General features: G+C 47.7%; 19 protein-coding genes. 9 read left to right on the top strand and 10 right to left on the bottom strand.

Annotated elements, in window-relative coordinates; genetic code table 11:
* Window positions 1-38: 38 nt before the first annotated feature.
* From AOC06_RS06230 to dnaB, 6 genes are all read left to right on the top strand, one after another.
* Window positions 39-1,115 (top strand): asparaginase, encoded by a 1,077-nt coding sequence (locus AOC06_RS06230; RefSeq protein ID WP_215379522.1) that lies wholly within the window; start codon window positions 39-41, stop codon window positions 1,113-1,115.
* 113 nt (window positions 1,116-1,228) lie between these two features.
* Window positions 1,229-1,603 carry a 30S ribosomal protein S6 gene (gene rpsF / locus AOC06_RS06225; RefSeq protein ID WP_215335908.1) on the top strand — a complete coding sequence of 125 codons (375 nt, stop codon included), beginning with the start codon at window positions 1,229-1,231 and terminating at the stop codon, window positions 1,601-1,603.
* Window positions 1,604-1,662: 59 nt separating this feature from the next.
* Window positions 1,663-1,956 carry a primosomal replication protein N gene (gene priB / locus AOC06_RS06220; protein ID WP_215379521.1) on the top strand — a complete coding sequence of 98 codons (294 nt, stop codon included), beginning with the start codon at window positions 1,663-1,665 and terminating at the stop codon, window positions 1,954-1,956.
* Window positions 1,957-1,968: 12 nt separating this feature from the next.
* A complete protein-coding gene (rpsR, locus tag AOC06_RS06215; protein WP_112204645.1) occupies window positions 1,969-2,241 on the top strand; it encodes a 30S ribosomal protein S18 in 273 nt (90 codons plus the stop codon).
* Between the two features lie 13 nt (window positions 2,242-2,254).
* Complete coding sequence (rplI, locus tag AOC06_RS06210) at window positions 2,255-2,707, top strand: 50S ribosomal protein L9 (RefSeq protein ID WP_215335906.1); 453 nt, start codon at window positions 2,255-2,257, stop codon at window positions 2,705-2,707.
* Between the two features lie 24 nt (window positions 2,708-2,731).
* A complete protein-coding gene (dnaB, locus tag AOC06_RS06205) occupies window positions 2,732-5,236 on the top strand; it encodes a replicative DNA helicase (protein ID WP_439650655.1) in 2,505 nt (834 codons plus the stop codon).
* On the opposite strand, the gene AOC06_RS06200 is transcribed toward dnaB, so the two are convergent.
* From AOC06_RS06200 to AOC06_RS06155, 10 genes are all read right to left on the bottom strand, one after another.
* The gene (locus tag AOC06_RS06200; RefSeq protein WP_215379520.1) at window positions 5,233-5,796 is read right to left on the bottom strand and encodes a C40 family peptidase; all 564 of its coding nucleotides are present in this window, start codon (window positions 5,794-5,796) and stop codon (window positions 5,233-5,235) included. The two genes, dnaB and AOC06_RS06200, sit on opposite strands and share 4 nt — an antisense overlap.
* Window positions 5,777-7,441: a PhoH family protein gene (locus tag AOC06_RS06195; RefSeq protein WP_215379519.1), complete on the bottom strand. Its 1,665-nt coding sequence runs from the start codon at window positions 7,439-7,441 to the stop codon at window positions 5,777-5,779. Before AOC06_RS06195 ends, AOC06_RS06200 begins: the two co-directional genes overlap by 20 nt.
* 208 nt (window positions 7,442-7,649) lie before the next feature.
* Window positions 7,650-8,117, bottom strand: coding sequence for a peroxiredoxin (locus AOC06_RS06190; RefSeq protein ID WP_215351403.1), 468 nt, complete (start codon window positions 8,115-8,117; stop codon window positions 7,650-7,652).
* Window positions 8,118-8,135: 18 nt separating this feature from the next.
* On the bottom strand, window positions 8,136-9,053 hold the full coding sequence (locus tag AOC06_RS06185) for a polysaccharide deacetylase family protein (RefSeq protein WP_215379516.1): 918 nt from the start codon (window positions 9,051-9,053) through the stop codon (window positions 8,136-8,138).
* A 12-nt stretch (window positions 9,054-9,065) separates the two neighbouring features.
* Complete coding sequence (locus tag AOC06_RS06180; RefSeq protein WP_215379514.1) at window positions 9,066-10,112, bottom strand: bifunctional UDP-4-keto-pentose/UDP-xylose synthase; 1,047 nt, start codon at window positions 10,110-10,112, stop codon at window positions 9,066-9,068.
* Between the two features lie 18 nt (window positions 10,113-10,130).
* The gene (locus tag AOC06_RS06175) at window positions 10,131-11,006 is read right to left on the bottom strand and encodes a formyltransferase (RefSeq protein ID WP_215379512.1); all 876 of its coding nucleotides are present in this window, start codon (window positions 11,004-11,006) and stop codon (window positions 10,131-10,133) included.
* Window positions 11,007-11,978 carry a glycosyltransferase gene (locus AOC06_RS06170; RefSeq protein WP_215379510.1) on the bottom strand — a complete coding sequence of 324 codons (972 nt, stop codon included), beginning with the start codon at window positions 11,976-11,978 and terminating at the stop codon, window positions 11,007-11,009.
* Window positions 11,979-12,041: 63 nt separating this feature from the next.
* Window positions 12,042-13,199, bottom strand: coding sequence for a DegT/DnrJ/EryC1/StrS family aminotransferase (locus AOC06_RS06165; RefSeq protein ID WP_215379507.1), 1,158 nt, complete (start codon window positions 13,197-13,199; stop codon window positions 12,042-12,044).
* A gap of 6 nt (window positions 13,200-13,205) precedes the next feature.
* Window positions 13,206-14,900 carry a glycosyltransferase family 39 protein gene (locus tag AOC06_RS06160; RefSeq protein ID WP_215379504.1) on the bottom strand — a complete coding sequence of 565 codons (1,695 nt, stop codon included), beginning with the start codon at window positions 14,898-14,900 and terminating at the stop codon, window positions 13,206-13,208.
* Window positions 14,897-15,277: an Mth938-like domain-containing protein gene (locus AOC06_RS06155; RefSeq protein ID WP_215379501.1), complete on the bottom strand. Its 381-nt coding sequence runs from the start codon at window positions 15,275-15,277 to the stop codon at window positions 14,897-14,899. The genes AOC06_RS06160 and AOC06_RS06155 overlap by 4 nt, the downstream gene beginning before the upstream one ends.
* 78 nt (window positions 15,278-15,355) lie before the next feature.
* Here AOC06_RS06155 and AOC06_RS06150 point away from each other — a divergent pair, with 78 nt between their 5' ends.
* The 3 genes from AOC06_RS06150 to thrC are packed head-to-tail and all read left to right on the top strand — an operon-like array spanning window position 15,356 to window position 19,374.
* Window positions 15,356-16,615, top strand: coding sequence for a pyridoxal phosphate-dependent aminotransferase (locus tag AOC06_RS06150; protein ID WP_215379498.1), 1,260 nt, complete (start codon window positions 15,356-15,358; stop codon window positions 16,613-16,615).
* Window positions 16,612-17,922, top strand: coding sequence for a homoserine dehydrogenase (locus AOC06_RS06145; protein WP_215379495.1), 1,311 nt, complete (start codon window positions 16,612-16,614; stop codon window positions 17,920-17,922). Before AOC06_RS06150 ends, AOC06_RS06145 begins: the two co-directional genes overlap by 4 nt.
* Window positions 17,923-17,931: 9 nt before the next feature.
* Complete coding sequence (thrC, locus tag AOC06_RS06140; protein WP_215379492.1) at window positions 17,932-19,374, top strand: threonine synthase; 1,443 nt, start codon at window positions 17,932-17,934, stop codon at window positions 19,372-19,374.
* Window positions 19,375-19,384: the final 10 nt, after the last annotated feature.

Below are 19,384 nucleotides of genomic sequence, written 5' to 3'. Positions count from 1 at the left end.
GACAATTCAAGAGAATTTGGGAAGCGGGATAATGAACCATGAGCACAAAAACCACAGATACCGCAAATTCTCCTCATATTCTGATTCTTGGAGTGGGAGGTACGATTGCCGGACTAGCTCCTAGTCCCTCTGAAAATCCCCTTCAGTATGAGGCTGGGCAATTGGGGGTAGACACCCTGCTGAGCCACCTCAAGCCGGGTCTTCCGGAGGGAATCCAGCTGATCTCCCGTCAGCTTGCCAACATCAATAGTCGGAATCTGAGTGAGGATCTGCTAACCCAGTTGGGTAATGCAGTAAGGGAGTCCCTTACCAATACCCAAGTTTCAGGAATCGTCATTACCCATGGTACCGACACTCTTGAGGAGACGGGAGTCTTTCTCCAGGCCACCTGCAGCAAGCTTGCATCAACCTTGGGTAAGCGGGTTGTTCTGACTGGTGCGATGTTGCCTGCAAATGCTCCTGGTGCGGATGGCCCTAAGAATCTGATGGCTGCGATTCTCTGGGCTGCTACCCCCTTAGATAATGCCCCAGGCGGGGTTTATGGCGTGTTTGCAGGTCAGGTTTGTTTAGCTGCTGATCTCGCAAAGCGTCACAGTAGTGCTCTTCATGCGCCCATTCAGGATTCACCCTCAAGCCCCATGCACCTGGTGAATCCCTCCTGGCTATCGATGGTTCGGGAAGTCCTTGCGACTTTTCCGGAGGATTTACCGATTCCAGCTGCTGATGCTTGGCCCTGGGTAGAAATTTTGACCAGTCATGCAGGTGCCAGAGAGGTATCTATTGCCCATTGGCTCAAAACAGATGTCAAGGGCTTAGTCATTGCAGGTTCGGGCTTGGGCGGCTTTCATGATGCTTGGAGGACCGCTTTAGAGGTAGTAGCCCAGCGGGGCATTGCTATTGTGCGAACTACTCGAACAGGTGCGGGATTGGTTTATCCAAATATTCCTGAAAAGGACGGCCCAGGCTTTGCGGCAGCAGGCAAGCTTTCAAGCCCTAAAGCTAGGATCGTACTGCAGTTGGCTTTAAATGCTGCCCATTTACAGGGCGGGAGCGCTAAATCTCTGACTTGGCAGGATTTTTTTGCTAGAATAGCGGTCTTGCCTGAAATCAGGTGAGAGTTTTAGGTTTACCTACAATTTGTTACTACCTTGCCACACTGGTCGCTAAGTTCTACAACCATCCGAACTTAGCAAGACGCCCAGGTGGCTTTATCCTAAAGGAGTGTTAGATGCGTCATTATGAAATCGTCTTTATCGTCCATCCGGACCAAAGCGAGCAAGTGCCAGCGATGATTGATCGCTATAAGGCAACCTTAGCTGCCAGCGGCGGCAAAGTTCATCGTATCGAAGATTGGGGTCGTCGTCAGATGGCTTACATGATCGACAAACTTGCTAAAGCCCATTACGTTTGCATGAACATTGAGTGCGACCAGAAAACTCTGGAAGAGCTTGAGCATGCGTTCAAATTTAATGATGCTGTTTTGCGTCACCTCATCATCAAGACTAAGAAAGCTGAAACAGAGCCTTCCATCATGATGAAAGAAGTGCAGCGTGAAGAAGCGCGCAAACAAGCTCATACCGATGTGCCAGAAGTGGCTGTCTAAGTAAGCAATTTGAAGAGGAAAGCAGAGACTACGAAACGAAATAGAGTGGCGGAACGGCGTTGAATCATTTCACCCTTACTGCACGCTTGGTTGCTAAAGACGCAATTCGATTTACCCCCGCTGGAATACCAGTGATGCATTGCCAGCTAGAACATGCTGGTGAAGCTAACGAAGTAGGAGTAGCGCGGAAAATTCAGATGAGTGTCGAAGCCATTGCAATTGGCCCAATTCAAAAGGGTATAGAGCAAATGGATTTAGGAGCCGAGGCAGTGTTTGAAGGATTTTTAGCCCCCAAGAACCTACGTAATCAAAGACTCGTTTTCCACATTACCCATATTCAATTGAAAGATTAAAGAGGAATCATCATGGCGTTTGGAAAGAAACCCGATTTCAAAAAGAAGCCCGCTCAGAACCCATTGTTCAAGCGTAAGCGTTATTGCCGTTTCACAGTTGCTGGTGTAGAGCAGATCGACTACAAAGATGTCGATACCTTGAAGGACTTCATTGCTGAAAACGCAAAGATTACCCCTGCACGTTTGACAGGCACAAAAGCAAAGTATCAGCGTCAATTGGACACCGCTATCAAGCGTGCTCGTTTCTTGGCTCTGTTACCTTTCTCAGATCAACACAAGAAATAATTAGGAGCCCATTATGCAAATTATTCTTTTAGAAAAAGTAACCAATTTGGGCAATCTTGGCGACGTCGTTCGTGTTAAAGATGGCTACGCTCGCAATTTCTTGATCCCACAACGTAAAGCCCGTCGTGCAACTGAAGCAGCAATTGCTGATTTTGCAGTGCGTCGCGCTGAATTGGAAAAGTTAGCCGCTGAGAAATTGGCTGCTGCTGAAGCAGTTGGCGTCAAGATGAAAGATCTTGTTTTGGAAATCGGTCAAAAAGCAGGTGTGGATGGACGTTTGTTTGGCTCAGTCACTAACCATGACATCGCCGATGCTTTGAAGACTAAAGGTTTTGAGATCGAAAAATCATCTATTCGTATGCCTACTGGCCCATTGAAAATGGTTGGTGATCACCCTGTAGCGGTTGCAGTTCATACCGATGTAGTGGCTGATATCACCATTCGTGTCATTGGCGAGCAAGCTTAAGTCTTCAGTCTGTAAACTAGCCTCATGGCTGAATCCCGCTCACGTTCCGTTACGCTGAATCCTGGCATGACGGGTTCTGGGGACTCAGTCCTGCAGGCTTTAAAAGTCCCGCCTCACTCTGTAGAAGCCGAGCAATCATTGCTCGGCGGTCTACTGCTCGATAACACCGCCTGGGACCGCTTAGGTGGCGTATTAACAGATAAAGATTTCTACCGTCGTGAGCATGCCTTGGTATTCAAGGTGCTGGCACGACTTATTGGTGAGAATCAACCGGCTGATGTAATTACTGTGCACGATGCTGTGAAGGCGGAACAGGGCGGCGATCTGGTGGGTATTGATTACCTGAATTCTCTGGCGCAGAACACTCCAAGCTCGGCCAATATCAAGGGTTACGCTGATATCGTACGTGATCGCAGTATTCTGCGACGCTTAATCGAAGTCTCCGATGCGATTGTGAATTCGGCTTTTGTGCCTGAAGGACGATCGGTGAGAACTTTGCTGGATGAAGCAGAGTCACGCATTTTGCAGATCGGCGAAGAAGGCAATCGTAAAAACGATTGGCTCGAGATTGAGCCCTTGCTGAAATCTGTTGTTGCACGCATCGACGAGTTATATAACCGTCAAGGTGGTAGCGATATCACTGGTATTGCTACAGGCTTTATTGATCTAGACAAACAAACGAGTGGCTTACAAAAAGGTGACTTGGTGATTGTGGCCGGTAGACCCTCTATGGGCAAGGCGCAACCTTTAGACGCAAAGATCAAAACGGTTGATGGTTGGAAGTTGATGGGTGATTTGCGTTTTGGCGATCGCCTCGCTTCGGTGGATGGTCAGCATTCAATGGTGACTGGCATTTACCCACAAGGCCTCAAGCAGATATACAAAGTCACTTTTTCAGATGGTCGTCAAGCAGAGTGTTGCGATGAGCACCTATGGCGTGTGATGTACCGCGATTGGTCTGAGCCGCGCGTTATCAATACAGCTCGTTTAATGGAAATGCTGCAGTGTGTTCGATATAAGAACAGACTATGGATTGACCCTGTATCAGGTGATTTTGGCCATTCGAATGCATTGCCAATTCATCCATGGGTATTGGGTGCATTGCTTGGCGATGGAACTTTGGCTCTATCTCATAGCAGCATTTCATTCTCTACCAAATCTCCAGAGATGGTAGAGCGTATGAATTTACTTGCGAACTATGAGATGGAGTTGGTGCACGCTAATGCATACGACTGGAGAATAGTCTCTAAAGCCAGAATCGCAGCCAATGGCGCACGTCAAGCAGTTCCAACTAATTATTTCAGGCCTGCATTGCAGGATATCGGTGTTCTTGGCAGCAGAAGTTTTGATAAATACATTCCAGCAACTTATCTAGAGGCGAATAAAAATTCTCGTCTTGCATTGTTCCAGGGTTTGATGGATACCGATGGCTGGATTGAGAAGTGGGGTTCTATTCGCTTCTGTACAGCAAGCAAACAACTATCTGAGGATGTTGCAACTTTAGCTAGATCTCTAGGTGGCTTTTGCACAATAGCCCATAAGCAGACAAGCTATACCTACAAGGGTGAAAAGAAGCAAGGTCGTCTAAGTTATGTTTTAAATATGAGCTTTGGCCCTGGCTTTGAAGCTTTCACTTTGCCCGAAAAGAAGGAAAGATTAAGAGCAAGCTGGGATCGTCAGCGCAGACTTTCATTTACAAGCATTGTTCCCTCCAGAATGTCTGAGGCGCAATGTATTTCAGTGAGTCATCCTCAAAGAACCTATGTAACGAATGATTATGTCGTTACCCATAACACCGCGTTTGCTCTTAATATCGCCGAGAACGTAGCCCTCTCTGAAGGTTTACCAGTCGTAGTCTTCTCAATGGAGATGTCGGGTGAGCAATTGGCCTCTCGTTTACTTGGCTCAGTAGGTAAGGTAGACCAAAGCCGGATGCGTACCGGCAAGTTGCAAGATGATGAGTGGCCACGTGTGACAGATGCCATTGCCCGTCTCAGTAATACCCAAATTCTGATTGATGAAACGGGCTCGTTATCAAGTCTCGAGCTTCGTGCACGCGCTAGACGGATTGCCCGAAACTTTGGTGGCACCCTGGGTTTAGTTGTGATTGACTATTTGCAACTGATGAGTGGTAGTGGTGGCTCCAGTTCTGAAAACCGAGCTACTGAAATTTCTGAGATCTCCCGCTCACTAAAGTCGCTTGCAAAAGAATTGCAATGCCCTGTAGTTGCTCTGTCACAGTTAAATCGTGGTCTTGAGCAACGCCCTAATAAACGCCCCATCATGTCTGACTTGCGAGAGTCTGGAGCGATCGAGCAAGATGCTGACTTGATCATGTTTATTTATCGTGATGAGGTTTATCACCCGGATACCACCACAGATAAAGGTATGGCAGAGATCATTATCGGCAAACAGCGTAATGGTCCAATTGGGACAATCCGCCTGAGCTGGCAAGGTCCGTATACCAAGTTCGATAACTTGGCATTAGGATCCATTGGTTATTCCTCTGGTGGCTACGAGCCGTTTTAATTCGTGTGCTGTACCGAGAAGCTGAACCTTCTTGCCTCTGTAAATCGCGCTGCCCAGTAAGGACTCTCAATTTGTTCTAACCGCACTGTGCCACCTGCGCTAGGGGCATGAACAAAACGCCCTTGACCAACATAAATGCCTGCATGAGAATATTTTTCACCAGTGGTATTAAAGAACACTAAGTCGCCTGGAGCAGGGGGTTGATTTTCAACACTGCGACCCTTATTACTCATCTCTTGAATAGTGCGCGGCAACTTAATGCTAGCAGCTTTAAGATAAACATAGTTGATTAAGCCACTGCAATCAAAGCCACCATTGGGATTGTTTCCGCCCCAGCGATAAGGAACACCCACTAAACCGACGGCGGCAATCGAGATATCTTCTGTACCTACGCTCGTATCATTTTTGAATTGAGCGAGCTTAGGATTGGAGTATTTGCCTCCTGTGCTCGAGCCTGAGAAAGTGCTGCAGCCCGATAGTGTTAGTAAGGTGCAAATAAAAATGCCGCACCCCACAAGGGTGCGGCATGATTGATTTGACTTAGAGTGCGTCTGCAGCATGATCCGCAAGACGGGAGCGCTCGCCCCGAGCCAAGGTAATGTGGCCACCATGACGCCAACCCTTAAAGCGATCAACAACATAGGTCAGACCCGAAGATCCCTCAGTCAAGTAAGGTGTATCAATTTGGGCAATATTGCCCAAGCAAATAATCTTGGTCCCTGGGCCTGCACGGGTAACCAAGGTTTTCATTTGTTTTGGAGTTAAGTTTTGCGCTTCATCAATGATGACAAACTTACTCACAAAGGTTCTGCCCCGCATGAAGTTCATACTCTTGACTTTGATGCGTGAGCGAATGAGCTCTTGAGTGGCAGCGCGACCCCATTCACCGGCATTGTCATCATTGCGATGCAACACTTCAAGGTTATCGTCAAAGGCACCCATCCATGGCTGCATTTTCTCCTCTTCGGTGCCTGGTAAAAAGCCGATATCCTCACCTACTGGAACGGTAGCGCGGGTGATGATGATTTCGTTATAACGCTTGCTATCTAGCACTTGCTCCAGTCCAGCAGCCAAGGCCAACAAGGTTTTACCTGTACCCGCTTGACCTAAGAGCGTTACAAAATCGATCTCAGGATTCATGAGTAGGTTCATTGCAAAGTTTTGCTCACGATTGCGGGCGGTCACGCTCCAAACATTATTTTTCTGATGAGAAAAATCTCTCAATGTTTGTAGTAGGGCGGTCTTGCCGTTGATTTCACGGACTTGGGCGTAGAACGGTGTGGAGCCGTCAGGATTTTCTTGATAGACAAACTGATTCACCAGCATGCTTGGAACAGCTGGGCCAGTCACGCGATAGAACATCGTGCCTGACTTGGAGTCTGCCCAGCTCTCCATCGACTTGCCATGCTTGGGCCAAAAATCGGCAGCCAATGTCATCACGCCGGAGTACATCAGGTCACGGTCTTCTAAGACTTGGTCATTGAAATAATCTTCTGCTGGTAATCCCAAGGCGCGAGCCTTGATGCGCATATTGATATCTTTAGAAACCAACACCACCTCTTGGCCCTGGCGAGTTTTTTGCAACTCACTCACGACCGCCAGAATCATGTTGTCACCTTTACCTTCAGGCAAACCTTCAGGCAAAGCTTGGGTCGATAACTTGGTTTGGAAGTAGAGGCGACCAGAAACATCTTGGTTGCCTAGCTTGTTCAGCGGAATACCTTCATCCAGTGATCCATTGGTGCCAGCAACCAGTTGATCGAGTGAGCGACTGACGGTACGGGCATTGCGTGCTACTTCAGTCATACCCTTTTTGTGATTATCCAATTCCTCTAAGGTAGTCATTGGTAAAAACAGATCGTGCTCATCGAAGCGGAACAGCGAGCTTGGATCATGCATCAAAACATTGGTATCGAGCACGAATAAGCTAGGAGGGCCAGTGCGGATAATCCGCTTTGGCTTTTCGGGAGCTGGCGCTTTAGCTTCAGCGCGTTGAATTTGCGCTGGGCGATGATCGCTTTTAATCTTCTCTAAGGCTTCTTCAGCAGCAGATAAATCGACCTCATCATCATGAGCCCAATCGGGGGCATGATTTTCCATCACAACTGGTTTTGCTGGAGCAGGGCGTTTCTTTAAATCTGGTGTGTCTTTAGCGCTCAACTTCACTTGACCAGCAATTTGAGTTGGGATGGGTGGCAATGGCATGCAGCTCTCCTAAAAGAAAAAACCGCCAAGCGATTTGCATTGACGGTTTGTGATGAAACTGGATACAAAAAAGAGGGGGTTGCTTACCGTGCCTGCTCTAGAGTCTTCAGGCTGATGATTCAAACGGATTGTCAGACTTTCCCGTCGTTTACGGTGCATGTAAATACTTTACCCCAAATTCAGAGCTTTGCAAGCGCCTGCAGCAAATTTATTTAATTGCCTGAGCAGCCTGTAATACTTCTGTCACATGACCTGGAACTTTGAGGCCACGCCACTCTTTAACGAGCTTGCCTGAAGCGTCAAAAAGAAAGGTGCTGCGCTCTACGCCACGGACTTGTTTGCCGTACATGTTTTTCATCTTCATGACCCCAAAGATCTGGCAAAGTTGCTCTTCAGTATCGGCAACCAATTCAAACGGTAAGCCTAATTTACTGCGGAAATTATCGTGTGATTTGAGGCTATCGCGGGAGACGCCAACAACCAAGGTATTGGCTTTGCTAAAGGCCTCAATATGATCTCTAAACTCACCAGACTCAGCGGTGCAACCTGGAGTCATATCTTTAGGATAGAAGTAGAGCACCAATTTTTTGCCTTGGGCAGATTCTGGGGTAAAGGTCAGTCCTGATGTAGCAGGAATCGCACAGTTAGGAATAGTTTGGCCGATGCTTACAGTCATATTAGTCTCTCTTAATTATCAATGGGTTTGTACGATGAGTTCACCACTCCGATTGGGGATCTCACTCCAAACCAGGGGCATTACCGCTATCTTATCAAGCTGTTTTGTCGCTACCCATGATTGATGTAACTCTCCCATGGTGACTAAATCGTGACCCTGCTCTAGCCAGCCCCGAATGAGGGTTTCAAAAGCGGGGAGCAGTTTTTGACCCTCGAGCTCAGCGTGCAAGGTAAAGACTTGATCGTTGGGATTGCTTTGGGTAATGGCCAAGATTTGTTTAACGGCATCCAATTCGGAGGCATCATCTACTCCGATCAGTTCATCAAAAGTCGGAAGCGTAGTTGGATATTGAACGTGTTTTGCTTTGCCGGATGGAAGTGCTAAGCGGTAAGGCATGAGGTTGGGTTCAGATCGGCCATCGGAAGAGTAGCGGATGCCCCATTGGTCGAGTTGCTCAAACGCAGCTTCATTCATTTGCCAGCCAGCTGCACCGTAAGTGACTGGAGGATGGCCGAAGATCTCCACAAAACGATCCCAACTCTTTTGCATTTGTACATGAGTCCACTGGGGGTCGCGATTACGAACGGCGTCCTGCCAAGCAACGTGGTCCCAAGTATGGATCCCAGTCTCATGACCCGCCTGATCAATTGCACGCATTTGATTGGCTGCTTGCTTGCCAATATCAGGGCCCGGAAGCAATACCCCGTACAGCAATGTTTTGAGACCGTAGTGCTCTAAGACTGAGGTGCGGCTGACTTTTTTCAGAAAGCCTGGACGAAAAACGCGCTTCAAGGCCCAGCCGGTATGGTCAGGTCCTAAGCTAAACAAAAAGGTAGCCTTCAGATCGTAGTGTTGAAAAAGACGCGCTAGATTTGGGGCGCCTTCTTTCGTACCGCGTAAGGTATCAACATCAACCTTGAGAGCAATTTTTGCCATGGACCTCGAGAATTAGTCTGAGTCGACGAGTTGACGGGCTTTATCCACATCCTGACGATAGGCTTCAAAAATATTCTTGAGCGCATCAGTCATGGTGGTGGTGGGCTTCCAGCCCAATTCAGCCATGGTGTTATCGATTGCGGGAACTCGGTTCTGCACATCTTGGTAGCCCTCACCGTAATAAGCGCCTGAGGTAGTTTCGACAATCTTTACTTCTTTGGCGGTCTTCGCGTATTCAGGAATACTTCTGGCAATCTCAAGCATCTGATTAGCGAGGTCGCGTACAGAGTGATTGTTTTTTGGATTGCCGATGTTATAAATCTTGCCATTGGCAATATCGTTCTGGTTGGCGATGATGTGCATTAAGGCATCGATGCCGTCGTCAATATATGTGAAGGCTCTTTTTTGAGCACCACCATCAACTAAATTGATGGGCTCACCGCGCACAATATGGCCTAAGAACTGAGTTACCACCCGTGAGGATCCCTCTTTTGGGGTGTAGATGCTGTCTAGACCAGGGCCAATCCAGTTGAATGGACGGAACAGGGTAAAGCGCAAGCCTTCCATGCCGTAACCCCAGATCACGCGATCCATCAGTTGCTTTGAGCAGGCATAAATCCAACGGGGTTTATTGATTGGGCCATAGACTAGATTGGATGTGCTGGGATCAAACTCGCTGTCTTCGCACATGCCATAGACTTCAGAGGTTGAGGGGAAGACCAAATGCTTTTTGTATTTCATGGCAGAGCGCACGATGGGCAAATTAGCCTCAAAGTCGAGCTCAAAAACTTTCAACGGCTGTTGAACGTAAGTCGCTGGAGTAGCAATCGCCACGAGCGGGAGGATCGCATCGCATTTACGAATATGGTATTCAACCCATTCTTTATTGATGGTGATATCACCCTCAAAGAAATGCATCCGTGGATGATTGATCAAATCACCTAAGCGATCGTTTTGCATGTCCATGCCATAGACATCCCAATCAGTTGTCTCCAGTATCCGCTTGGAGAGGTGGTGGCCGATAAAGCCATTAACACCCAGAATGAGTACTTTTTTCATCTTTCTACTGCCCCGTTTTCATGAAGTTTTGTTTGCGGGATACCACTCTAGAATTTCCAGAGCCCGTTGGTCTCCGCAGATACCAAATACCCGATTATCAACCACTTGGACTCCCGGAGTCTGAAGATTCAGCCCCTGAGGAAATGGCCCGCCCAAATGGGTTTTTGCCACAATCCGTGTTTGTCCTTGAAAGTCGGTAAAGGCTCCAGGATAAGGGGGTGCCACCGCACGGACTAAGTTATGGACCCGCTGAGCCGTTTGGGCCCAATGAATGCGCCCATCTTCAGGCTTGCGTCCACCAAAATAACTACCCTCACTCAAAAGATTGGGTTTGCGAGGAACTTGGCCTTGAATCAGTTGGGGCAGTACGCTTTTGAGAACCGCTACAGCGGCCTTGCTCACTTTGGCAAATACCTCTGTTGCGGTTTCATCGGGACCAATTGTGACTGCTACTTGACCAACAATATCGCCCGCATCGGGTTTGGCTTCCATGATGTGTAAGCTCGCACCCGTTTCAGATTCGCCATGCAGAATCGCCCAATTCACCGGTGCTCTACCGCGGTACTTTGGTAGTAACGAGCCATGCATATTCAGAGCCGCGACTCTGGTGCAACTCAGAATATCTGCCGGAATCATGTAGCGATAGTAAAAAGAAAAGAGGTAGTCTGGTGCAAGCGCTTGGAGTTTTGGAGTAAGGCTTAACAATTCGCTAGCGCTAGGCTGAATGTAAGGTATCTGCTTTTCTTCACAGAATCTAGCCACACTGCCAAACCAAATATTTTCATGTGGATCATCATGATGAGTGAGCACTAGATCCACTTGAATGCCTGCATCCAGCAATGCCTGTAAGCAATTGACGCCTACATCGTGATAGGCAAAGACGACTGCACGCAATTATTTTTTCTCGAGAACAGTTTTAACAACATAACGAGGACGTTGTCTAACCTGTTGGTAGATACGCCCGATGTATTCACCAACTAAGCCAAGGCCAAAGAGCATTACACCAATCAAGCAGAAGGTGAGTGCAAAGAGGGTAAATACACCCTCAACTTCAGCTCCTAGTAAGAAGCGGCGTACTAGAAGATAGATAAATAAAATACCGGAAGCCAGGGCCAAGAGCATACCCAGGATTGAAAAGATTTGCAGTGGCATCACAGAAAAACCAGTCACTAAATCAAAGTTCAAGCGAATCAATTGATAGAGACTGTATTTAGATTCGCCAGCAAAGCGCTCTTCATGCTTGACGACAATCTCTACTGGATCAGCAGCGAAGGTATAAGCAAGAGCAGGAATGAAAGTATTACTCTCATCGCATTGACGAACTAAGTCCACAATTCGACGGCTATAGCCACGTAACATGCAGCCTTGATCTGTCATGGTGATGTGGGTAATGCTGTGGCGCAGACGATTCATCATGCGTGAAGCGAATTTTCGGAAGAAACTATCGCGACGATCAGCGCGAATCGTGCCAACATAGTCATGCCCTTTGAGTAACTCGACAACTAAGGCATCAATCTCCTCAGGAGGATTTTGCAGGTCGGCATCCAAAGTAATGACGTAATCCCCCCGGGCATACTCAAAGCCAGCCATGATGGCCATATGCTGACCAAAGTTACTGTGAAATAAGAGAACACGGGTTTGGTCAGGGCGGAGCTCAAATTGCTTGCTCAGCATGCCAGCAGAGCGATCTTTACTGCCATCGTTCACGAAAATGATTTCATAGGCAAGTTGGTGCTTGGCCGCCACACGATCCATTTCGGGGTAGAGGCGATCAAAGAGGGCTTGCAGGCCATCTTCCTCGTTATAAACGGGGATAACGATGCTCAGCTGAGGCTGATTGGCTGGGGTGGCTATATTCGCAGTCATCCCGCAATTTTGCCTGATCTTGGCATGTGGCCCCAGTTATGGCGAATGGGGGTCGTCAAAGGACTATTTAGCGTGCTTTTTGAGGATGGCAACCAGGCTTTTGCAGATACGCCCCACATCGGGTTGATTGAGGCCCGGAAATAATGGCAGAGTCAGAATGGATCGGCCAATACGCTCGGCGATCGGCGTATCGCTGACCTGATAACCCAGTTTTTTGTAAAGGCTAAAGCCGGTGATTGCTGGGTAATGTAAGCCAGTACCAATGCCCAGCTCTTTTAGTTCTGTCATGACTTGTGCGCGATCGACCTGGAGTTGGTTTAAAGGCAAAACCACTTGGAACATATGCCAATTACTATCTGTGAAATTTTCTGGAGGCAGCTCCAAGTGCAAATTTTCTAGGCCGGCTGATTGGATTTCTTGACGAAGACTTGCAAAGTAGTGACGCGCTAACTCGGTTCGCTTAGTCTGAAATTGGGGTAGTTGTTTGAGTTGATGAAGGCCGATCACGGCATTGACATCGGTGAGGTTATCTTTTCCGCCCAATACATCGACATCCATGACATCCATGCCTTGCCGAGTCACGCCTTGTAAGCGCAATTTCTCAGCCAGTTTTGCCTCATCCAGATTGTTAAAAACCAAGCAACCACCTTCTACAGTAGACAGATTCTTATTCGCTTGAAAACTAAAGCTCACGAGATCACCAATGCTGCCGATCTTTCGACCTTTCCAAGTAGAGCCAAACGCTTGTGCAGCATCTTCAATTACGCGCAATTGGTGTTGCTGAGCTAAGTCGTACAACTCATCCATATCGACAGGTAAGCCTGCTAAATAGACCGGCATGATGGCACGGGTCTTGGAGGTTATTGCAGCAGCTACTTTGGATAGATCGAGATTACGAGTAATTGAATCAATATCCACAAACACCGGTTTGGCACCAACACCCAAAATCACATTAGAAGTGGCAACCCAAGAGATGGGGGTGGTGATGACTTCATCGCCTTCGCCAATGCCAGCCACTTGAAGAGCAATCTTCATGGTTGCCGTGCCGTTGGCAAAACAACGTACAGGACTACCTCCAAAATAGTCGCTGAGGGCTGCCTCGAATTCGGCCAACTTAGGACCTGAAGTCACCCAACCCGAGCGCAATACTTCACCTACGGCATCAATCGTCGCCTCATCAAAGCTGGGGCGCGTAAAGGGAATAAAAGGAGTATCAGCCATGGGGTCTTATTGTTGCAGAGATTGTGGGCTATCAGGATGTTTGACTACCACTCGGCGAGAGTCTCGGTCTACCTCTTGCATTGCCAGTCCTTGCTGCTGTAATTGCAAGTATTGCTCAGGCACCATCAAAGCATAGCTGCTAGGGTCTTCTTTCCAGCGTTCGATGAAGGCATCTAGAGTGGGTAGCCAAAGATTGGGTTCCTGACTGACGCCGTACTCCAGCTCGTCTGGATCTTCCACCATGATCATCGTTCTACCTAAATAGAAGGGCATCGTGTGATCTAGTATGCGCACGGAATAGAAATTGACCTTTTGCGGAATGCTGGACTTCACTCGCTCAGCTAGATCAACGCCAGAGACAGCGCGTCCCAAAGTTTCATGGCCAGTCCCTGCAACAATGGCGCAGAGAAAAAATCCGATAGCAAAGCTAGCAATACTAGTAAGCCCGTTGCGCTTAGCTTGCCAGGTTGCGAGAAGTGAAAAAATAATTAAAGCAATTAACGCTGCAATGATCCAATGGGTATAGATCGCATAAGCGGCGATTTCATCGGGGCGCGCTTGAGCACCGACTTTGTCGAGGAATGCGAATCCAATTCCTCCCAGAATGGCAAAGGTAAGGGTCTGCAATTGCCAGGTGAGCCGAAGAGAATTTGTCTGGCCTAAGTTGTGATTTAGGCGAAAGCCAACCAGCATGGCGAGTGCCGGAAAGATTGGCATGATGTAGCCCGGGAGTTTTGAATGCGAGATGCTAAAGAATCCAAATATCACCACAAACCAACAAACCAATAGCCAAGCGCTCGAGAAGCCCCTTTTGGATTCTGCCCAAGCTTGCGCAATAGCGCTAGGCATCTGGAAGAGCCAAGGCAAAAAGCCAATCAAGAGCAGGGGAACAAAGTAGTAAATCGGCCCCGTTCTGCTATGAGCGTCTTGGGTGAAGCGCTGTAGATGCTCATGAATAAAGAAAAATTCTGCAAAATTGGGATTGCGAATCGAAACCAAAATAAACCATGGGGCAGTGATTGCTAGGAAAAGAATGAGGCCACTAAGCAAAGACAACTGTCTCCAGATTTTCCAGTTCCAGCTGCTGATGGAATACACGATTAAAACCATGAGTGGTAAGGCAGCACCAATTAAACCTTTAGAAAGCGTTGCCAAGCCCATCATGATCCAGCAGACCCACATCCATTGTCGGGTAGCGTTTTGATTATTCGATGTTTGCGAAAGCAAAAGACTGCAAAGTGCGGCTACCAAAAATGCTGAGAGGCCCATGTCCAGAGAATTAAAGTGGCCCCCAATAACCCACATCGGGCTGGATGCCAGAACCACTGCTGCAAGCCAGCCTGCGCGCGCACCATAAATGCGTGCACTAGTAAAGCCAACGAAGAGAATGGTGATGAAGCCTGTTAAGGCTGTCCACAGACGCGCTTGCCAGTCGCCAATACCAAAAAGTTTGAATGCAACTGCAGTAGCCCAAATTTGTAGAGGAGGTTTCTCAAAGTATTGGTAGCCGTTATAGCGTGGGGTAAGCCAATCACCACTGACCAGCATTTCACGAGCCATCTCTGCGTAACGACCTTCATCAGAAGGGATGAGGTGGCGATAGTTTAGTGTGCCAAACCAAATCAATGCATAAATGGCCAAGAGCAAAAGCACTTGAGCTGGGCTTAATAAAGTCTCTGGTTTTCTGGAGCTAAAGCTCATGCATCGCCTTCAACGATCAGCGCTAGCAAAACATGGCGTCCTTCCCCAACCAAAATGTTGTAGGTTCTGCAGGCGGCTTGGGAGTCCATGATCTCAAAACCCACCTTGGCCGCAATTAAAGGCTTGAGTAGCTCCGGTTTAGGAAATTGCTGGCGCTTACCGGTACCGATGATGATGAGTTCAGGCTTTAGGCTGGCTATTTGGGAAAAATGCTCACCTTGGAGTTCGCCGAAACTGGCTACTGGCCATGGCTTAATCTCACCGTTGGAGCTTAGAAGTACGGCGTGCTGATAGGGAACTTTGTTGATTTCAACATAGCCTTCGCCATAACCGGTAACGGTATTAGCTCCAGAATGGGGGTCAGATTCAAGCTTCACATGGACTCTCTGTCATAATTGTAGGGATTATAGCTAGGCATTTTTTCCAAGATTTCAAGAACTTACCCCTAATTTACCGTGAAGCCGATCCTTAAGTCAGAAAAACTCAAAGACGTTTGTTACGACATTCGTGGCCCCGTGCTCGAGCTCGCTCAGCGCATGGAAGAAGAGGGTCAAAAGATCATTAAGCTCAATATTGGTAATGTGGGCATCTTTGGCTTTGATCCCCCCGAAGAAATTCAGCTGGACATGGTCCGAAATCTGAGTAATGCATCAGCCTATTCCGACTCAAAAGGCATCTTTGCAGCCCGCAAAGCCATCATGCAGTATTGCCAAGAAAAAGGGATCCAAGGCGTCACATTAGATGACATCTATACCGGCAATGGCGTTTCTGAGCTCATTGTTTTGGCTATGAATGCATTGCTCAATAACGGTGATGAAGTGCTAGTACCTGCGCCTGACTATCCTTTGTGGACGGCTGCGGTGAGTTTGTCTGGTGGCACGCCGATACATTACTTGTGTGATGAGTCAAAAGAGTGGGCTCCTGACTTAGCGGATCTCCGTAAAAAAATTACGCCACGTACCAAAGCGATTGTGGTGATTAATCCCAATAATCCAACGGGTGCTATTTATTCCACTGCAGTATTAACTGAGCTGACTCAGATTGCTCGTGAGCATGGTTTGATCCTATTTGCGGATGAGATTTACGACAAGATGCTTTACGATCAAGAGAAGCATGTGTCTTTGGCCTCGCTCTCAAAAGATGTTGTTACGATTACTTTTAATGGCTTATCTAAGAACTATCGCTCATGCGGTTACCGCGCTGGTTGGATGGTAGTCTCAGGTGATAAGTCGATGGTGCGGGATTATGTTGAGGGACTCAATATGTTGTCCTCAATGCGGCTGTGTGCCAACGTTCCAGGCCAATATGCAATTCAGACAGCCTTAGGTGGTTATCAAAGCATCAATGATTTGGTAGGTGAAGGCGGTCGTCTTGCAAGACAGCGTGATATCGCTTGGAAACTCATTACCGCGATCCCAGGCGTGACTTGTGTCAAACCCAAATCTGCCCTGTATCTTTTCCCTAAGTTGGATCCTGAAATGTATCCAATCAAAGATGATCAGCAATTTATTGCCGATTTGTTAAAAGAAGAAAAAGTTTTATTGGTGCAGGGTTCTGGATTTAACTGGGCAACGCCAGATCATTTCCGCTTGGTGTTCTTGCCGCATGAAGATGTTCTGAAAGAAGCAATTACACGTTTGGCGAGTTTCTTAGAGCGTTATCGAAATAAACATGGCCGCAAAGTGGCTTCTTCAACCGTAACAAAGGCATCATGAAACCGATTCAAGTAGGTCTGTTAGGTATTGGCACTGTAGGTGGCGGCGTATTCACTGTTCTCGAGCGTAATCAGGATGAGATTCAGCGTCGTGCGGGTCGCGGGATTCGGATTCATACCGTTGCGGATTTAAATGTCGAGCGCGCAAAAGAAGTGGTTGGGAATCATGCGCAGATCGTGAACGATGCCCGTGCTGTCATCAACAATCCCGAAATTGATATTGTGGTGGAGTTGATTGGTGGCTACGGGATTGCTAAAGACTTGGTCTTAGAGGCTATTGCTGCAGGCAAGCATGTCGTGACAGCCAACAAGGCTTTGATTGCAGTGCATGGCAATGAGATTTTTAAGGCGGCCCATGATAAAGGCGTGATGGTGGCGTTTGAAGCTGCGGTTGCAGGCGGCATTCCTATCATCAAGGCACTGCGCGAAGGTTTAACTGCCAATCGTATTGAGTGGCTTGCTGGCATCATCAACGGCACTACCAATTTCATTCTTTCTGAGATGCGTGACAAAGGTTTGGACTTTGCGACCGTCTTGAAAGAGGCGCAGCGTTTAGGGTATGCAGAAGCAGACCCCACCTTTGATATTGAGGGTATCGACGCCGCTCATAAAGCCACCATCATGAGTGCGATTGCATTTGGTATTCCAATGCAGTTTGATAAAGCGCATGTGGAGGGCATTACAAAACTCTCCGCGATTGATATTCGTTATGCAGAGCAGTTAGGTTATCGCATCAAATTATTGGGTATTGCCAAGAAAACACCTGCTGGTATCGAGTTGCGTGTACATCCCACCTTAATCCCAAGCAAGCGTTTGATTGCTAATGTTGAAGGTGCGATGAATGCCGTTCAGGTTTTTGGTGATGCAGTCGGAACGACTTTGTATTACGGTAAGGGTGCAGGGTCTGAACCAACTGCCTCTGCTGTGATTGCTGATTTAGTAGACGTTACTCGCTTGCTTACGGCTGATCCGCAAAATCGCGTCCCCCATTTGGCCTTCCAGTCCGATGCTGTTCAAGATATTCCTGTCTTACCGATCGGTGAAGTAACTACGAGCTACTACTTGCGTCTGAGAGTGGCGGATCAAGCTGGCGTCTTGGCAGAAATAACTAAAATCTTGGCTTCACATAGTGTCTCAATCGACGCGCTTCTTCAAAAAGAAGCCAATGAAGGTGAGAGTCAAACGGATCTCGTGATTCTGACTCATGAAACTAAAGAGAAAAATATGCTGGCTGCCATTCAAGAGATTCAGGGCTTGAAAACAGTCGCGGGTGAAGTCACCAAGATTCGTTTAGAGAACTTATCCTAGTATTCAAAGATGCGTTATCAATCGACTCGCGGCAATAGTCCGCAACAATCTTTTCTAGAAATTCTCCTGGGTGGATTAGCGCCAGATGGTGGTTTATATCTGCCAATGCACTATCCACAAATTAGTACAGCGCAACTCGATAGCTGGCGTGGCCTCTCCTATGCCGATCTGGCTTATGAGATTCTGAGTTTGTATTGTGATGACATTCCTGAGGCGGACCTGCGTGCTTTGTTGCGCAAGACCTATACCGCTCAGGTGTATTGCAATGGGCGTGCAGCAGACTCTGCTCAAGATATCACCCCCATTCATTGGTTGGGTGAAGAGCAGGGCGCACAGATTGGATTGCTCAGTCTTTCCAATGGTCCGACCTTGGCCTTCAAAGACATGGCCATGCAATTGCTGGGTAACTTGTTTGAATACGCACTCAAGCGCGCTGGTCAGAAGCTGAATATTCTCGGGGCGACTTCTGGAGATACCGGTAGCGCCGCTGAGTATGCAATGCGTGGCAAAGAAGGTGTGACTGTATTTATGCTCTCCCCAAGGGGCAAGATGAGCGCCTTTCAGTCGGCCCAAATGTATTCCTTGCAAGACCCGAATATTTTTAACTTAGCCGTAGGTGGCGTGTTTGATGACTGTCAAGATATTGTGAAGGCAGTAAGTAACGATCTTCCTTTTAAAGCGAAGAACCAGATTGGAACAGTCAACTCAATCAATTGGGGCAGGGTAGTGGCACAGGTGATCTACTACTTCCAGGGCTATCTGTTGGCTACTAAATCCAGTGCAGAGAAAGTATCCTTTACAGTTCCTTCCGGCAACTTTGGTAATGTCTGCGCCGGCCATATTGCTCGCATGATGGGTTTGCCAATTGAGCATCTAGTGGTAGCAACGAACGAGAACGATGTACTCGACGAGTTCTACAAAACAGGCGTCTATCGCGCTCGCAAGTCTGCTGAAACTTTGCACACTTCAAGCCCATCGATGGATATCTCCAAAGCTAGCAACTTTGAGCGCTTTGTATTTGATTTGATGTCACAAGATGGTCAAGCTACTGCCAAACTCTTTCAGCAAGTAGAAAGCCAAGGTGGTTTTGATCTCTCCAAAGCATCGGTTTATCAGACAATGGCTAAGTATGGTTTTCAGTCAGGTCGCAGCACCCATGAAAACCGAATTGCAACCATTCAAGATATCGACCAACGCTATGGTGTGGTGATTGATACGCATACCGCAGATGGTGTGAAGGTGGCTCGTGAGCATCTGCAAGCAGGAGTGCCGATGCTTGTATTAGAGACTGCTTTGCCTATCAAGTTCGAAGAGACTATTTTGGAGGCTCTTGGTCGTCCGGCGGACTGTCCCAAAGCTTTGGAGGGTATTAAGTCTCTTCCTCAACGCGTCGTTAATATCGATGCTGATGTCGGTCAAGTGAAGTCTTTCATTACTGACCACGTTAATTAATTCTATTTTT

The organism is Polynucleobacter paludilacus, assembly GCF_018687595.1.
GTDB lineage: Bacteria > Pseudomonadota > Gammaproteobacteria > Burkholderiales > Burkholderiaceae > Polynucleobacter > Polynucleobacter paludilacus.
Note: the sequence above shows the minus strand (reverse complement) of the source record. Positions and strands in the feature narration are given on the sequence as shown.

Excerpts from the sequence above, each read along its gene's own strand:
- rpsR (WP_112204645.1), top strand. The coding sequence starts at position 1,969 with ATGGCGTTTGGAAAGAAACCCGATTTCAAAAAGAAGCCCGCTCAGAAC.
- AOC06_RS06185 (WP_215379516.1), bottom strand. The coding sequence starts at position 9,053 with ATGGCAAAAATTGCTCTCAAGGTTGATGTTGATACCTTACGCGGTACG.
- AOC06_RS06190 (WP_215351403.1), bottom strand. The coding sequence starts at position 8,117 with ATGACTGTAAGCATCGGCCAAACTATTCCTAACTGTGCGATTCCTGCT.
- thrC (WP_215379492.1), top strand. The coding sequence starts at position 17,932 with ATGCGTTATCAATCGACTCGCGGCAATAGTCCGCAACAATCTTTTCTA.
- dnaB (WP_439650655.1), top strand. The coding sequence starts at position 2,732 with ATGGCTGAATCCCGCTCACGTTCCGTTACGCTGAATCCTGGCATGACG.
- rpsF (WP_215335908.1), top strand. The coding sequence starts at position 1,229 with ATGCGTCATTATGAAATCGTCTTTATCGTCCATCCGGACCAAAGCGAG.
- AOC06_RS06195 (WP_215379519.1), bottom strand. The coding sequence starts at position 7,441 with ATGCCATTGCCACCCATCCCAACTCAAATTGCTGGTCAAGTGAAGTTG.
- AOC06_RS06165 (WP_215379507.1), bottom strand. The coding sequence starts at position 13,199 with ATGGCTGATACTCCTTTTATTCCCTTTACGCGCCCCAGCTTTGATGAG.
- AOC06_RS06180 (WP_215379514.1), bottom strand. The coding sequence starts at position 10,112 with ATGAAAAAAGTACTCATTCTGGGTGTTAATGGCTTTATCGGCCACCAC.
- AOC06_RS06160 (WP_215379504.1), bottom strand. The coding sequence starts at position 14,900 with ATGAGCTTTAGCTCCAGAAAACCAGAGACTTTATTAAGCCCAGCTCAA.
- AOC06_RS06200 (WP_215379520.1), bottom strand. The coding sequence starts at position 5,796 with ATGCTGCAGACGCACTCTAAGTCAAATCAATCATGCCGCACCCTTGTG.
- AOC06_RS06230 (WP_215379522.1), top strand. The coding sequence starts at position 39 with ATGAGCACAAAAACCACAGATACCGCAAATTCTCCTCATATTCTGATT.
- AOC06_RS06145 (WP_215379495.1), top strand. The coding sequence starts at position 16,612 with ATGAAACCGATTCAAGTAGGTCTGTTAGGTATTGGCACTGTAGGTGGC.
- rplI (WP_215335906.1), top strand. The coding sequence starts at position 2,255 with ATGCAAATTATTCTTTTAGAAAAAGTAACCAATTTGGGCAATCTTGGC.
- AOC06_RS06170 (WP_215379510.1), bottom strand. The coding sequence starts at position 11,978 with ATGACTGCGAATATAGCCACCCCAGCCAATCAGCCTCAGCTGAGCATC.